At 56.0% G+C, this 14,745-nt stretch carries 12 protein-coding genes and 7 tRNA genes; 18 read left to right on the forward strand and 1 reads right to left on the reverse strand.

Annotated elements, in window-relative coordinates; translation table 11 throughout:
* Window positions 1-14 precede the first annotated feature (14 nt).
* From LGL98_RS17815 to LGL98_RS17855, 9 genes are all read left to right on the forward strand, one after another.
* Window positions 15-767 (forward strand): HAD-IIA family hydrolase, encoded by a 753-nt coding sequence (locus LGL98_RS17815; RefSeq protein ID WP_025711845.1) that lies wholly within the window; start codon window positions 15-17, stop codon window positions 765-767.
* Window positions 768-1,045: 278 nt separating this feature from the next.
* Entirely contained in the window at window positions 1,046-2,710 is a 1,665-nt protein-coding gene (asnB, locus tag LGL98_RS17820) for an asparagine synthase B (protein WP_025711847.1), read from the forward strand.
* 239 nt (window positions 2,711-2,949) lie between these two features.
* Window positions 2,950-3,026 (forward strand) — tRNA-Met (locus tag LGL98_RS17825).
* A gap of 8 nt (window positions 3,027-3,034) precedes the next feature.
* A tRNA-Leu gene (locus LGL98_RS17830) sits at window positions 3,035-3,119 on the forward strand.
* A 23-nt stretch (window positions 3,120-3,142) separates the two neighbouring features.
* Window positions 3,143-3,217: transfer RNA gene (locus LGL98_RS17835), tRNA-Gln, on the forward strand.
* A gap of 36 nt (window positions 3,218-3,253) precedes the next feature.
* Window positions 3,254-3,328, forward strand: a tRNA-Gln gene (locus LGL98_RS17840).
* Between the two features lie 23 nt (window positions 3,329-3,351).
* Window positions 3,352-3,428: transfer RNA gene (locus LGL98_RS17845), tRNA-Met, on the forward strand.
* Between the two features lie 46 nt (window positions 3,429-3,474).
* Window positions 3,475-3,549, forward strand: a tRNA-Gln gene (locus LGL98_RS17850).
* A gap of 75 nt (window positions 3,550-3,624) precedes the next feature.
* Window positions 3,625-3,699, forward strand: a tRNA-Gln gene (locus LGL98_RS17855).
* A gap of 119 nt (window positions 3,700-3,818) precedes the next feature.
* On the opposite strand, the gene ubiF is transcribed toward LGL98_RS17855, so the two are convergent.
* Complete coding sequence (ubiF, locus tag LGL98_RS17860; RefSeq protein ID WP_136030811.1) at window positions 3,819-4,994, reverse strand: 3-demethoxyubiquinol 3-hydroxylase; 1,176 nt, start codon at window positions 4,992-4,994, stop codon at window positions 3,819-3,821.
* 179 nt (window positions 4,995-5,173) lie between these two features.
* On the opposite strand from ubiF, the gene miaB reads away from it, so the two are divergent.
* The 9 genes from miaB to LGL98_RS17905 all read left to right on the forward strand — a co-directional run bounded on the left by miaB (window position 5,174) and on the right by LGL98_RS17905 (window position 14,528).
* Window positions 5,174-6,598, forward strand: a complete 1,425-nt coding sequence (gene miaB, locus LGL98_RS17865; protein WP_002894730.1) for a tRNA (N6-isopentenyl adenosine(37)-C2)-methylthiotransferase MiaB — start codon at window positions 5,174-5,176, stop codon at window positions 6,596-6,598.
* A gap of 153 nt (window positions 6,599-6,751) precedes the next feature.
* Window positions 6,752-7,798 carry a PhoH family protein gene (locus tag LGL98_RS17870; RefSeq protein ID WP_004176871.1) on the forward strand — a complete coding sequence of 349 codons (1,047 nt, stop codon included), beginning with the start codon at window positions 6,752-6,754 and terminating at the stop codon, window positions 7,796-7,798.
* On the forward strand, window positions 7,795-8,268 hold the full coding sequence (gene ybeY, locus LGL98_RS17875) for an rRNA maturation RNase YbeY (protein WP_002894722.1): 474 nt from the start codon (window positions 7,795-7,797) through the stop codon (window positions 8,266-8,268). The genes LGL98_RS17870 and ybeY overlap by 4 nt, the downstream gene beginning before the upstream one ends.
* A gap of 147 nt (window positions 8,269-8,415) precedes the next feature.
* Window positions 8,416-9,294, forward strand: a complete 879-nt coding sequence (gene corC / locus LGL98_RS17880; RefSeq protein WP_004197606.1) for a CNNM family magnesium/cobalt transport protein CorC — start codon at window positions 8,416-8,418, stop codon at window positions 9,292-9,294.
* Window positions 9,295-9,419: 125 nt separating this feature from the next.
* The gene (gene lnt / locus LGL98_RS17885; RefSeq protein WP_136030809.1) at window positions 9,420-10,958 is read left to right on the forward strand and encodes an apolipoprotein N-acyltransferase; all 1,539 of its coding nucleotides are present in this window, start codon (window positions 9,420-9,422) and stop codon (window positions 10,956-10,958) included.
* A 354-nt stretch (window positions 10,959-11,312) separates the two neighbouring features.
* A complete protein-coding gene (locus tag LGL98_RS17890) occupies window positions 11,313-12,224 on the forward strand; it encodes an amino acid ABC transporter substrate-binding protein (protein ID WP_025711857.1) in 912 nt (303 codons plus the stop codon).
* 164 nt (window positions 12,225-12,388) lie between these two features.
* Window positions 12,389-13,129, forward strand: coding sequence for an amino acid ABC transporter permease (locus LGL98_RS17895; RefSeq protein ID WP_002894709.1), 741 nt, complete (start codon window positions 12,389-12,391; stop codon window positions 13,127-13,129).
* Entirely contained in the window at window positions 13,129-13,803 is a 675-nt protein-coding gene (gene gltK, locus LGL98_RS17900) for a glutamate/aspartate ABC transporter permease GltK (protein WP_002894707.1), read from the forward strand. Before LGL98_RS17895 ends, gltK begins: the two co-directional genes overlap by 1 nt.
* Window positions 13,803-14,528, forward strand: a complete 726-nt coding sequence (locus tag LGL98_RS17905) for an amino acid ABC transporter ATP-binding protein (RefSeq protein ID WP_004885898.1) — start codon at window positions 13,803-13,805, stop codon at window positions 14,526-14,528. The genes gltK and LGL98_RS17905 overlap by 1 nt, the downstream gene beginning before the upstream one ends.
* Window positions 14,529-14,745 lie beyond the last annotated feature (217 nt).

Below are 14,745 nucleotides of genomic sequence, written 5' to 3' on the forward strand. Positions count from 1 at the left end.
ATTCTGGACCCACCATGACCATTCAAAACATAATTTGTGATATTGACGGCGTACTGATGCACGATAACGTCGCCGTTCCCGGCGCAGCCGAGTTTATCAAGCGCATCCTGGATAAAGGCATGCCGCTGGTAATGCTGACCAACTACCCGTCGCAAACCGGCCAGGATCTGGCGAACCGTTTCGCCACCGCCGGAATTGATGTTCCGGATAGCGCCTTTTACACCTCAGCGATGGCCACCGCCGATTTTCTGCGTCGCCAGGAAGGTAAAAAAGCCTACGTGGTGGGAGAAGGCGCACTGATCCACGAGCTGTACAAAGCTGGCTTTACCATTACCGATGTGAACCCGGATTTTGTCATCGTCGGGGAAACGCGTTCCTTTAACTGGGAAATGATGCATAAGGCCGCCTTCTTCGTCGCCAACGGCGCCCGCTTCATTGCCACTAACCCGGATACGCACGGTCGCGGCTTCTACCCTGCCTGCGGCGCGCTGTGCGCCGGAATCGAGAAGATCTCCGGCCGTAAGCCGTTTTACGTCGGCAAACCGAGCCCGTGGATCATCCGTTCAGCACTGAATAAAATGCAGGCTCACTCCGAGCAGACGGTGATCGTCGGCGATAACCTACGCACCGACATACTGGCCGGCTTCCAGGCGGGGCTGGAGACCATTCTGGTGCTCTCCGGCGTCTCCACCCTCGACGACATCGACAGCATGCCGTTCCGCCCATCGTGGATCTACCCTTCCGTCGCGGAAATCGATCTTTTCTAATACCCGCCACGTCTCAGGACGTGGTTTTTCATTTATAGCGCCCATCAAAATTATTCCATCTAATAAAAACGGCCTATAAATACGAATTCCTCAATAAAGCAGTTCAAAAGATACTCTTTTTTCACTATTCAACAATCACGGTTGCGTTTTTTCTTTTTCCGGCCGCAAAACCCTTGCGCCTGCTTCCCCTTTACGGCATTTTCTTAAACACGCACTCAGGCTTCGCCACGAGACGAAGCCAGCACAACATCAAACACGACAGGGTAATGGAGAAGGCTATGTGTTCTATTTTTGGCGTACTGGATATTAAAACTGACGCAGGCGAGCTGCGTAAAAAGGCGCTGGAGCTTTCCCGCCTGATGCGCCACCGCGGTCCGGACTGGTCTGGCGTGTATGCCAGCGACAAAGCGATTCTGGCGCACGAGCGCCTGTCGATTGTCGACGTCAACGCCGGTGCCCAGCCGCTGTACAACGCCAAAAAAACCCATGCGCTGGCCGTTAACGGCGAGATCTACAACCATCAGGCGCTGCGCGCGGAGTATGGCGATCGCTACCAGTTCCAGACCGGTTCCGACTGCGAAGTGATCCTCGCGCTGTATCAGGAAAAAGGTCCGGCGTTCCTCGACGACCTGCAGGGGATGTTCGCTTTCGCCCTGTACGACAGCGAAAAAGACGCGTACTTAATTGGTCGCGACCATATCGGCATTATTCCGCTGTATATGGGTCATGACGAACACGGCAACTTCTATGTCGCTTCAGAAATGAAAGCGCTGGTGCCGGTGTGCCGCACCATTAAAGAGTTCCCGGCGGGTAGCTACCTGTGGAGCAAAGACGGCGAAATTCGTCAGTACTATCAGCGCGACTGGTTCGATTACGACGCGGTGAAAGACAACGTTACCGATAAGAACGAGCTGCGCCAGGCGCTGGAAGAGTCGGTAAAAAGCCACCTGATGTCCGACGTGCCTTACGGCGTGCTGCTCTCCGGTGGTCTGGATTCATCGGTCATCTCGGCTATCACCAAGAAATTCGCCGCCCGTCGCGTCGAAGATCAGGAGCGTAGCGAAGCCTGGTGGCCACAGCTGCACTCTTTCGCGGTCGGTCTGGAAGGCTCTCCTGACCTGAAAGCGGCGCAGGAGGTGGCCAACCACCTCGGCACCGTGCACCACGAAATTCACTTTACGGTCCAGGAAGGGCTGGATGCCATCCGCGACGTTATCTATCACATCGAAACCTACGATGTGACCACTATTCGCGCCTCGACGCCGATGTACCTGATGTCGCGGAAAATTAAAGCCATGGGCATCAAAATGGTGCTTTCCGGCGAAGGTTCGGACGAAGTGTTCGGCGGCTACCTCTACTTCCATAAGGCGCCGAACGCCAAAGAACTGCACGAAGAGACGGTGCGTAAGCTGCAGGCGCTGCATATGTTTGACTGCGCCCGCGCCAACAAAGCGATGTCCGCCTGGGGCGTGGAGGCCCGCGTGCCGTTCCTCGACAAGAAGTTCCTCGACGTCGCGATGCGCATTAACCCGCAGGATAAGATGTGCGGCAACGGCAAAATGGAAAAACACATTCTGCGCGAATGCTTTGAATCCTACCTGCCGGCCAGCGTCGCCTGGCGCCAGAAGGAGCAGTTCTCTGACGGCGTCGGCTACAGCTGGATCGATACCCTGAAAGAAGTGGCCGCCAAACAGATCAGCGATCAGCAGCTGGAAACGGCGAGTTTCCGCTTCCCGTACAACACGCCGACCTCCAAAGAAGGCTATCTGTACCGCGAAATCTTCGAAGAGCTGTTCCCGCTGCCGAGCGCGGCGGAGTGCGTCCCCGGCGGTCCGTCGGTGGCCTGCTCTTCTGCTAAAGCCATTGAATGGGATGAAGCATTCAAGACCATGAACGATCCGTCGGGCCGCGCGGTGGGCGTCCACCAGTCGGCCTACAAATAAGCGCTGACGGGCGATGAAACGCGAAACGGACCCTCCAGGGTCCGTTTTCTTTTTGCGTAATTTACACCGCTGAAAAACGATAAATAACCAATAATTGCCGAATATTCCAGCGAGCTGTTCGCAACCTAACCAAACAGTCACATTACAACGATTTTCCTTGAAAAAGAGGTTGACGCTCGCAGGCCCAATACGCATAATGCGCCCCGCAACGCCGATAAGGTTACGCGAAAAAAAAAGATGGCTACGTAGCTCAGCTGGTTAGAGCACATCACTCATAATGATGGGGTCACAGGTTCGAATCCCGTCGTAGCCACCATCTTTTTTGCGGGAGTGGCGAAATTGGTAGACGCACCAGATTTAGGTTCTGGCGCCGCAAGGTGTGCGAGTTCAAGTCTCGCCTCCCGCACCATTCACCAGTCAGCGTTGTACGGATGGGGTATCGCCAAGCGGTAAGGCACCGGTTTTTGATACCGGCATTCCCTGGTTCGAATCCAGGTACCCCAGCCATATTTCTTCGATATTTGCGGTTAACCGCGACGGTATTGGGGTATCGCCAAGCGGTAAGGCACCGGTTTTTGATACCGGCATTCCCTGGTTCGAATCCAGGTACCCCAGCCATCGAAGAAGCAGTAAGACAATTTGGCTACGTAGCTCAGCTGGTTAGAGCACATCACTCATAATGATGGGGTCACAGGTTCGAATCCCGTCGTAGCCACCATATTCAGGACGTATCGATACGCATCGATAATTCCGAAACAATTTGTTGGGGTATCGCCAAGCGGTAAGGCACCGGATTCTGATTCCGGCATTCCGAGGTTCGAATCCTCGTACCCCAGCCAAATTAAAAAGTCGTTCAGCAATGAACGCACTGTTGCCCTAAACCGGGGTAGTTACGGTCAAGCGCAACAGACAATTGGGGTATCGCCAAGCGGTAAGGCACCGGATTCTGATTCCGGCATTCCGAGGTTCGAATCCTCGTACCCCAGCCACTTAAATGCAAAAAAGCTCACTTCGGTGGGCTTTTTTGCTATTGGCGTTCAGACATACTTACACAGCACTGACTGCCGGGCAGGGGCTTATTGCTACGCCCCGGCCCGGGAAGCCGCTTTTACAAACCTAACGCATACTTCAGCGCCTGACGCTTCAACACCCCGGCGCGTTCGGCCGCCATCAGGCCAATATTGCGCAGTATCCGCACCGGCGCCAGGTCATTACTGAAACCGGCATAAAACAGATCCATCCCCGACTGCATAATAAAATTATCCGCTCGCCGCCGCGCCTGGTAGCGCTTCAGCACCGGCAGGCTGGCCCAGTCTTCGCCGCGACCGCGCGATTCAGCCAGGATCGCCAGCAGAGCATCGACATCGCGATAGCCCAGGTTAACCCCCTGCCCTGCCAGCGGATGAATGGTGTGCGCCGCATCGCCCACCAGCGCCAGACCCGGCTGGACATATTGCAGCGCATGCCGCCGGGTGAGCGGAAAGGCGCCGGCCGCCTGCGGCGTCACCCGCCCCAGCCGCGCCGGAAAGTGGCGGGCGATCTCCTGCTGAAGTTGCGTCATGGTCATGCTCTGCAGCTGACGGATCCGCGCCGGGGCGTCATACCAGACCAACGAGGCCCAGTTGTCGAACAGCGGCAGGAAGGCGCGCGGGCCGTTGGGGGTAAACTGCTGCCAGGTGCTGTCCCCGGGATCATCGACGCATTGGACGCTGATGAGCATACAGGACTGCTGATATTGCCAGGCGTGCACGCCGATGCCGGCCATCTCCCGCATCTGGGAATTGGCGCCGTCGGCGCCGATAACCAGCCGGGCGTGGATCGCCTCGCCCTCGCGTAAATAGAGCGCGGTATGCGCCTCGCCGCGCTGCATCGCCTCCAGTTCGCTACCGATACGTAGGGTGACCCCTTCATGCGCGGCCAGCGCTTGCCACAGGCTCCATTGCAGGACCTTGTTCTCGACCATATAACCCAGTTCCGGCAGCTTGAGTTCTGCGGCGTCAAAGGCGACGTGCGCGCTCTCCCACTCCCAGGTCTCCAGACGACGGTAAGCATGGACGCGCATCGCCCGCACCGCATCCCAGACGCCGAGGCTTTTCAGCAGGCCGACCGAGGCCGCGCTGATCGCCGAGATCCGTACATCCGGAGCGGATGCCGGTTCGAAAGCCGGAGGCGCCGTTTTCTCAAGCACCGTCACGGTGAATCCCTGTTGCGCCAGCCCCAACGCCAGGGCGCCGCCGACCATGCCGCCGCCCACGATGGCGACATCTGTTGCGTGAATTGTCATGGCTATTATCCTTAAAGCAGAATCCGTTAAGTTTACCGGATTTTTCGCCCTCTTGCGGTGATAACGCTCGCACTGGTCAGGGGGCGACCAAAGCATTACAATACGCGCCCTGGAATGCGAAATTCACCCTGTATATATCCCCGCGTTTTGGATATCTATTACTGAGCATGAGCAAGTCAATGACAAAAAAACTCCATATTAAAACCTGGGGCTGTCAGATGAACGAGTATGATTCATCAAAGATGGCCGATCTGCTGGATGCGACACATGGGTATCAACTGACCGAAGTGGCGGAAGAAGCAGATGTGCTGTTGCTCAATACCTGCTCAATTCGTGAGAAGGCCCAGGAAAAAGTTTTCCATCAGCTTGGCCGCTGGAAGCTGCTGAAAGAGAAGAACCCGGACCTGATTATTGGCGTTGGCGGCTGCGTGGCTTCCCAGGAAGGCGACCATATTCGCCAGCGCGCGCACTATGTCGATATTATTTTTGGGCCGCAAACTCTGCACCGCCTGCCGGAGATGATTAACTCCGTACGCGGCAACCGCAGCCCGGTGGTTGATATCAGCTTCCCGGAAATTGAAAAATTCGATCGCCTGCCAGAGCCGCGCGCCGAAGGCCCGACCGCCTTTGTCTCGATTATGGAAGGCTGCAATAAATACTGTACCTACTGCGTGGTGCCCTACACCCGCGGGGAAGAGGTCAGCCGTCCGTGCGACGATATCCTGTTTGAAATCGCCCAGCTGGCGGCGCAGGGGGTACGTGAGGTCAACCTGCTGGGCCAGAACGTGAACGCCTGGCGCGGTGAGAATTACGACGGCACCACCGGCAGCTTTGCCGATCTGCTGCGCCTGGTGGCCGCTATTGACGGCATCGACCGCATTCGCTTCACCACCAGCCACCCGATCGAATTTACCGACGATATCATCGATGTCTATCGCGATACGCCGGAGCTGGTGAGCTTCCTGCACCTGCCGGTGCAGAGCGGCTCCGACCGCGTGCTGAACCTGATGGGACGTACCCATACCGCGCTGGAGTATAAAGCGATTATTCGCAAGCTGCGTGAAGCGCGTCCGGATATTCAGATAAGCTCCGACTTTATCGTCGGCTTCCCCGGCGAAACCACGGAAGATTTCGAAAAGACGATGAAGCTTATCGCCGACGTCAATTTCGATATGAGCTACAGCTTTATCTTCTCCGCTCGCCCGGGCACCCCGGCGGCCGATATGGTCGATGACGTGCCCGAGGCCGATAAAAAACAGCGTCTGTATATTCTGCAGGAACGCATCAACCAGCAGGCGATGGCCTGGAGCCGTCGCATGCTCGGCACGGTACAGCGCATTCTGGTGGAAGGCACGTCGAGGAAGAACATCATGGAGCTCTCCGGGCGTACCGAGAATAACCGGGTGGTCAACTTCGAAGGTACCCCTGACCTCGTCGGCAAGTTTGTCGATGTCGAAATTGTCGATGTTTACACCAACTCGCTGCGCGGCAAAATCGTGCGCACCGAAGCGGAGATGGGTCTGCGTATCGCTGAATCACCTGAATCAGTGATTGCTCGCACCCGTAAAGAGAACGATCTTGGCGTGGGTATCTATCAGCCGTGATCCCTTCAGGCCTGTCGATTCCGGCAGGCCTTGTAATTCCTCTCTCCGTCCCTATATCTACAGCAATGCTTGCGCCATTTTCCTGTGACGTAAATAATTTCCTGATTAGCCGGCCACGCGCCGCGTCCGGCCACCTGCGTAAAGAGGAACAGTTTGAACATAGACACTCGTGAAATTACCCTGGAGCCAGCGGATAACGCACGCCTGTTAGCCCTGTGCGGCCCGTTTGACGACAACATCAAACAGCTGGAGCGTCGGTTAGGCATTGAGATCAACCGCCGTGACAATCACTTTAAACTGACCGGCCGCGCCCTGTGCGTGCACGCTGCCGCCGATATTCTGCGCAGCCTGTATGTCGACACAGCGCCAATGCGCGGTCAGATTCAGGATATTGAACCAGAGCAGATCCACCTGGCGATCAAGGAAGCGCGCGTACTGGAGCAGAGCGCCGAAAGCGTTCCTGAGTACGGTAAAGCCGTCAATATCAAGACCAAGCGCGGGGTAATCAAACCGCGTACGCCGAACCAGGCACAGTACATCGCCAATATCCTCGATCACGACATCACTTTCGGCGTGGGTCCGGCGGGTACCGGTAAAACCTATCTGGCGGTGGCGGCAGCGGTCGATGCGCTGGAACGCCAGGAGATCCGCCGGATCCTGCTGACCCGTCCGGCCGTCGAGGCAGGCGAAAAGCTCGGCTTCCTGCCCGGCGATCTGAGCCAGAAGGTCGACCCGTATCTGCGCCCGCTGTATGACGCGCTGTTTGAGATGCTCGGCTTTGAGAAAGTCGAGAAGCTGATTGAGCGTAACGTCATCGAAGTGGCCCCGCTGGCCTATATGCGCGGGCGGACGCTGAATGACGCCTTTATCATTCTTGATGAAAGCCAGAACACCACCATCGAACAGATGAAGATGTTCCTGACCCGCATCGGCTTTAACTCTAAGGCGGTGATCACCGGCGACATCACGCAGATTGACCTGCCGCGTAGCACCAAATCCGGTCTGCGCCACGCCATCGAAGTGCTGGCGGAAGTCGATGAGATCAGCTTTAACTTCTTCCATAGCGAAGACGTGGTGCGCCATCCGGTGGTTGCCCGCATCGTTAACGCCTATGAGGCGTGGGAAGCCGCAGACCAGAAACGTAAAGCTGAGCTGGCCGCCGAACGCAAACGCGAAGCCCAGGAACAGGAGCAAAAATGAGTCAGGTGATCCTCGATTTACAGCTGGCCTGCGAAGAGACCAGCGGCCTGCCGGACGAAGCCCTTTTTCAACGCTGGGTCGACGCCGTCATTCCGCCATTTCAGGAGGAGTCAGAGCTAACGATTCGTCTGGTCGATGTTGCAGAAAGCCATGAGCTGAACCTGACCTACCGCGGCAAGGATAAGCCGACCAACGTCCTCTCTTTCCCGTTTGAAGCGCCGCCGGGAATTGAAATGCCGCTGCTCGGCGATCTGATCATCTGCCGTCAGGTAGTAGAGCAGGAAGCCAGCGAGCAAGGTAAGCCACTTGAGGCGCATTGGGCGCATATGGTGGTGCACGGTAGCCTGCATCTGCTGGGCTACGACCATATCGAAGACGACGAAGCGGAAGAGATGGAAGGCCTTGAAACAGAGATAATGCTTGCTCTGGGCTATGAGGACCCGTACATTTCCGAGAAGATTGCGGAATAGCGCCCAGCCGGATGGCGGCGCTTGCGCCTCATCCGGCCGCTGTTTCTGCGTTTTACCTGCCTGATCGTCAGGCAACCCATGCCGTCCGGCGCTGAGTTTACGCGCGACGAGCGACAGTTAAATCAACATGAGAACCCAAACGACGCCATGAGCGACGACAATTCACACAGTAGTGACACAGTAAACAGCAAAAAGGGATTTTTCTCCCTGTTACTCAGCCAGCTTTTTCACGGGGAACCGAAAAACCGCGATGAACTGCTGGCGCTGATCCGTGATTCCGGGCAAAACGACCTTATCGATGAAGATACGCGTGACATGCTCGAAGGGGTAATGGATATCGCCGACCAGCGGGTCCGCGACATTATGATCCCCCGTTCACAAATGATAACCCTGAAACGCAACCAGACGCTGGACGAGTGCCTCGATGTCATCATCGAATCCGCCCACTCGCGTTTTCCGGTCATCAGTGAAGATAAAGATCACATCGAAGGGATTCTGATGGCCAAGGATCTGCTGCCGTTTATGCGCAGCGACGCCGAAGCCTTCAGCATGGAAAAAGTGTTACGGCCGGCGGTTGTCGTCCCGGAAAGCAAGCGGGTCGACCGCATGCTGAAAGAGTTTCGCTCACAGCGCTACCATATGGCGATCGTTATTGACGAATTCGGCGGCGTCTCCGGCCTGGTGACCATCGAGGACATCCTTGAGCTCATCGTCGGGGAAATTGAAGACGAATACGACGAAGAAGAAGATATCGATTTTCGCCAGCTGAGCCGCCACACCTGGACGGTGCGTGCTCTGGCTTCCATCGAAGACTTCAACGACGCCTTCGACACGCACTTCAGCGATGAAGAAGTGGATACCATTGGTGGGCTGGTGATGCAGGCCTTTGGTCATCTGCCAGCCCGCGGCGAATCTATCGACATTGATGGTTACCAATTCAAGGTAGCAATGGCAGATAGTCGTCGTATCATTCAGGTGCATGTAAAGCTGCCCGATGACGCTCCCCAGCCGAAGCTGGAAGAGTAAGCGGTAGCGCTGAAATGGCCAGCCGGGAGACCGCGAGTCATACACGGTTGTAGGTGCCCCGCGTCCGGCTGGCAAAAAGAATAGCCTGTAGCAGCAGGCGTTAATTAACGGGACGATTAACCTAAATGGTATTTGCCTCTCTTCTTGAACGCCAGCGCGTACGTCTGTTGCTGGCGCTGTTGTTTGGAGCCAGCGGAACGCTGGCTTTTTCACCTTATGACTTCTGGCCAGCGGCTATCGTTTCGCTGATCGGTCTGCAGGCATTAACCCTCAACCGACGCCCGCTGCAAAGCGCAAGCATTGGCTATTGCTGGGGACTCGGCCTGTTCGGCACCGGTATCAACTGGGTCTATGTCAGCATCGCCCAGTTTGGCGGTATGCCCGGCCCGGTTAACGTTTTCCTCGTCGTTCTGCTGGCGGCCTATCTGTCGCTTTATACGGGCCTGTTTGCCGGCCTGCTCGCCCGTATGTGGCCCAAGACCAACTGGATACGGATGGCAATCGCTGCCCCTGTCGTCTGGCAAATCACCGAGTTCCTGCGCGGCTGGGTGCTGACTGGCTTTCCGTGGCTACAGTTCGGCTACAGCCAGATTGACGGCCCGCTGAAAGGCCTCGCGCCGGTGATGGGCGTCGAGGCGATTAACTTCCTGCTGATGGTAGTCAGCGGCCTGCTGGCCCTGGCCCTCGTCCAGCGCAACTGGAAGCCGCTGGTGATTGCCGCGCTGCTGTTCGCCCTGCCGTTCCCGCTACGCTATATCCAGTGGTATCAGCTGCTGCCGGCGCGTGCGACTCAGGTCTCGCTGGTGCAAGGCGATATCCCACAGGCCATGAAATGGGACGAGAAGCAGCTGGTCAATACCCTGAAAACGTACCTGGCGCTGACCCAGCCGCATATCGGCCACTCACAGCTGATTATCTGGCCTGAGTCGGCGATCCCGGATCTGGAGATCAACCAGCAGCAGTTCCTCAGCATGATGGACGATCTGCTGCGCGCAAAAGACAGCTCGCTGATCACCGGTATTGTCGATGCGCGCCTCAACAAACAGAACCGTTACGATACCTACAACACCATTATTACCCTCGGCAAAGATAACCCGTATCGCTACGACTCGACCAATCGCTACAACAAGAACCATCTGGTGCCGTTCGGTGAGTTTGTGCCGCTGGAGTCGATTCTGCGTCCGCTGGCGCCGTTCTTTGACCTGCCGATGTCCTCCTTCAGCCGCGGCCCCTACGTGCAGCCGCAGCTGATGGCGCATAACCTGAAGCTGACCGCCGCCATCTGCTACGAGATCATCCTCGGAGAACAGGTGCGGGATAACTTCCGGCCGGACACCGACTTCCTGCTGACCATCTCCAACGATGCCTGGTTTGGCAAGTCCATCGGGCCGTGGCAACACTTCCAGATGGCGCGGATGCGCGCGCTGGAGCTGGCCCGCCCGCTGCTGCGCAGTACCAACAATGGCATTACTGCGGTGATCGGACCGCGCGGCGAGATCCAGAAGATGATCCCGCAGTTTACCCGCGAGGTGTTAACCACTACCGTAACGCCTACCAGCGGCTTAACGCCCTACGCCCGCACCGGTAACTGGCCGCTATGGGCGTTGACGGCGCTGTTTGGCTTCGCTGCGCTGCTGATGAGCCTGCGTCAGCGTCGCCGATAAGTTCTCTACCGGCGACGCCCGTCGCCGGATTTTTTCATCCCACCACCTGCCATTCTGGCACAGTCATTGCTTTATTTAATCTGATAGCGGCATTGTCCGACCCAGTGCAACCGGGTTGCACCAGAAACGATCGGCAGTCGCGCTATTTTGGTGCAATGGAAGATCTTTGCCTCCCATTGGTGCGGAGCACTTCGCAAAAATAAACAATAAAACAGCAAAATCTTTACATTAAGCCAAACTAAATGCTAACAAACACATACAAATGCGGCACGTGGATGCGTGCCCCCAATAACAACACACACAATCACAATGGGTATCAATAGCGTCGCTGACGCTGCGGATAAGGAGTTGGATATGCAATTACGTAAACTGGCCACGGCAATGCTGGTGATGGGGATGACCGCCGGTCTGGCACAGGCAGAAGATGCCGCCCCGGCGACTGGCCAGAGCACCCTGGATAAGATCGCCAAAAACGGGGTTATCGTTGTCGGGCATCGTGAATCTTCTGTCCCGTTCTCTTACTACGATAATCAGCAAAAGGTTGTAGGCTACTCTCAGGACTACTCCAACGCCATCGTCGATGCCATCAAGAAAAAACTGAACAAGCCCGACCTGCAGGTGAAGCTGATCCCGGTCACCTCGCAGAACCGTATCCCGCTGCTGCAGAACGGCACTTTTGATTTCGAGTGCGGCTCAACCACCAACAACCTTGAGCGCCAGAAACAGGCGGCCTTCTCCGATACCATCTTCGTGGTCGGCACCCGTCTGCTGGTGAAGAAAGGCGGTCCGATCAAAGATTTCCCGGACCTGAAGGATAAAGCGGTGGTTGTCACCTCCGGAACCACCTCAGAGATCCTGCTGCATAAGCTGAACGATGAGAAAAAAATGAATATGCGCATTATCAGCGCTAAAGATCATGGGGACTCTTTCCGTACCTTGGAAAGCGGGCGCGCTGTGGCCTTTATGATGGATGATGCCCTGCTGGCCGGCGAACGCGCGAAGGCGAAGAAACCGGATAACTGGGAAATCGTCGGCACCGCGCAGTCGAAAGAAGCCTATGGCTGCATGTTGCGTAAAGACGATCCGTCGTTCAAAGCACTGGTTGATGAAACCGTTGCCCAGGCCCAGACCTCTGGCGAAGCGGCGAAGTGGTTTGATAAATGGTTCAAAAACCCGATTCCGCCGAAAAATCTTAACCTGAACTTCGAACTGTCGGACGATATGAAAGCGCTTTTCAAATCACCTAATGACAAAGCACTGAACTAATTATAACAACCAGGGGCGGGATATCCTGCCCTCCCGATGATTGTCACAGCACGGACAGACTATACGGTGGCTGGTCGTTCCCCAGCCGTCGCGAATACCGAAACAAGCTGGACAACCGTCTTCGAGGGTAGCAATAGCTACCCTTTTTTTTCCAGGAGTCATGTATGTCAATAGACTGGAACTGGGGGATATTCCTGCAACAGGCCCCCTTCGGCAATACTACCTACCTGGGCTGGCTGTGGAGCGGTTTTCAAATCACCGTCGCCCTCTCCATCTCGGCCTGGATCATCGCTTTTCTCGTCGGCTCACTGTTCGGCATTTTACGCACGGTACCCAATCGCTTTCTCTCGGGCATTGGCACCTGCTATGTCGAACTGTTTCGCAACGTGCCGCTGATCGTGCAGTTCTTTACCTGGTACCTGGTGGTGCCGGAGTTCCTGCCGGAAAATATCGGCATGTGGTTTAAATCCGAGCTCGATCCAAACATTCAGTTCTTTGTCTCATCCATGCTGTGCCTGGGGCTGTTTACCGCTGCCCGCGTCTGCGAACAGGTACGCGCCGCCATCCAGTCGCTGCCGCGCGGGCAGAAGAACGCTGGCCTGGCGATGGGTCTGACCCTGCCGCAAACCTACCGCTACGTGCTGCTGCCGAACGCCTACCGCGTTATCGTGCCGCCGATGACTTCGGAAATGATGAACCTGGTGAAAAACTCGGCCATCGCCTCCACCATCGGTCTGGCTGATATGGCCGCGCAGGCGGGCAAGCTGCTGGACTACTCCGCTCATGCCTGGGAGTCTTTTACCGCCATCACCCTGGCCTACGTTTTCATCAACGCGGTGATTATGCTGATTATGTATGTGGTCGAGCGTAAGGTTCGCCTGCCTGGCAATATGGGAGGCAAATAATGTACGATTTTGACTGGAGTTCGATCGTTCCCTCCATGCCCTATCTGCTGGCAGGGCTGGTGATCACCCTGAAGATTACGGTGATCGCCATCGTGGTCGGCATCGTCTGGGGCACCCTGCTGGCGGTTATGCGCCTGTCCAGCTTTCTGCCGCTGGCCTGGTTTGCTAAATCCTACGTCAACGTATTCCGCTCAATCCCACTGGTGATGGTCCTGCTGTGGTTCTACCTGATTGTCCCGGGCTTCCTGCAGAACGTACTGGGACTGTCGCCGAAAACGGATATTCGCCTGATCTCGGCGATGGTGGCGTTTTCGATGTTCGAAGCCGCCTACTATTCAGAGATTATCCGCGCCGGCATTCAGAGCATCTCCCGCGGCCAGTCCAGCGCCGCGCTGGCGTTGGGGATGACCCACTGGCAGTCAATGCGGCTGGTGATCCTGCCGCAGGCCTTCCGCGCCATGGTGCCGCTGCTGCTAACCCAGGGGATCGTCCTGTTCCAGGATACCTCGCTGGTGTATGTATTGAGTCTCGCCGACTTCTTCCGTACCGCCTCCACTATTGGCGAGCGTGACGGAACCCAGGTCGAAATGATCCTGTTCGCGGGCGGCGTCTATTTTGTGATTAGCCTCAGCGCCTCGCTGTTGGTCAGCTGGTTGAAGAAAAGGACTGTGTAATGATTACCCTGAAAAACGTTTCAAAATGGTATGGTCACTTTCAGGTGCTGACCGATTGCTCCACGGAAGTGAAAAAAGGCGAAGTCGTGGTAGTCTGCGGGCCGTCAGGCTCCGGTAAATCCACGCTGATTAAGACCGTCAACGGACTTGAGCCGGTGCAGCAGGGGCAGATTATCGTCGATGGCACCGTGGTTAATGATAAAAAGACCAACCTGGCCAAACTGCGCTCGCACGTCGGGATGGTGTTTCAGCATTTTGAACTGTTCCCGCATCTGTCGATTATCGACAATCTGACGCTGGCGCAGGTCAAAGTGCTTAACCGCGATAAAGCATCGTCGCGCAAGAAAGGTCTCAAACTGCTGGAGCGCGTTGGCCTGGCGGCGCATGCGGAAAAATATCCAGCGCAGCTCTCCGGCGGCCAGCAGCAGCGCGTGGCCATTGCCCGTGCTCTGTGTATGGATCCGATCGCCATGCTGTTCGATGAACCTACCTCGGCGCTCGATCCGGAAATGATTAACGAGGTGCTGGACGTCATGGTCGAGCTGGCCAACGAGGGGATGACGATGATGGTCGTCACCCATGAAATGGGCTTTGCCCGCAAGGTGGCGAACCGGGTGATCTTTATGGATGAAGGGAAGATTGTCGAAGATGCCGATAAAGAGGCCTTCTTTGCCAATCCGCAATCCGATCGCGCCAAAGATTTCCTCGCCAAAATTCTGCATTAATGGTTTTGCTCTGCGCATACCGCCTGGTATGCGCAGCTTATCTTTCCCGCCAAGTTATTCGTTAACATTATTTATGTGGCCGATTATTGCTACTATTATTTATGTAACAAATATACCTCAGCGATAAAAGCTGAACTTATTTATTAAATCGATCAATTCATAAAGAATTCAATAATGAATTCGTGGATCTGCCTCACTACCGCCGCTAGCATATAAC

This window comes from Klebsiella africana (genome assembly GCF_020526085.1).
Lineage (GTDB): Bacteria > Pseudomonadota > Gammaproteobacteria > Enterobacterales > Enterobacteriaceae > Klebsiella > Klebsiella africana.

Excerpts from the sequence above, each read along its gene's own strand:
- LGL98_RS17815 (WP_025711845.1), top strand. The coding sequence starts at position 15 with ATGACCATTCAAAACATAATTTGTGATATTGACGGCGTACTGATGCAC.
- asnB (WP_025711847.1), top strand. The coding sequence starts at position 1,046 with ATGTGTTCTATTTTTGGCGTACTGGATATTAAAACTGACGCAGGCGAG.
- ubiF (WP_136030811.1), bottom strand. The coding sequence starts at position 4,994 with ATGACAATTCACGCAACAGATGTCGCCATCGTGGGCGGCGGCATGGTC.
- miaB (WP_002894730.1), top strand. The coding sequence starts at position 5,174 with ATGACAAAAAAACTCCATATTAAAACCTGGGGCTGTCAGATGAACGAG.
- ybeY (WP_002894722.1), top strand. The coding sequence starts at position 7,795 with ATGAGTCAGGTGATCCTCGATTTACAGCTGGCCTGCGAAGAGACCAGC.
- corC (WP_004197606.1), top strand. The coding sequence starts at position 8,416 with ATGAGCGACGACAATTCACACAGTAGTGACACAGTAAACAGCAAAAAG.
- lnt (WP_136030809.1), top strand. The coding sequence starts at position 9,420 with ATGGTATTTGCCTCTCTTCTTGAACGCCAGCGCGTACGTCTGTTGCTG.
- LGL98_RS17890 (WP_025711857.1), top strand. The coding sequence starts at position 11,313 with ATGCAATTACGTAAACTGGCCACGGCAATGCTGGTGATGGGGATGACC.
- LGL98_RS17895 (WP_002894709.1), top strand. The coding sequence starts at position 12,389 with ATGTCAATAGACTGGAACTGGGGGATATTCCTGCAACAGGCCCCCTTC.
- gltK (WP_002894707.1), top strand. The coding sequence starts at position 13,129 with ATGTACGATTTTGACTGGAGTTCGATCGTTCCCTCCATGCCCTATCTG.
- LGL98_RS17905 (WP_004885898.1), top strand. The coding sequence starts at position 13,803 with ATGATTACCCTGAAAAACGTTTCAAAATGGTATGGTCACTTTCAGGTG.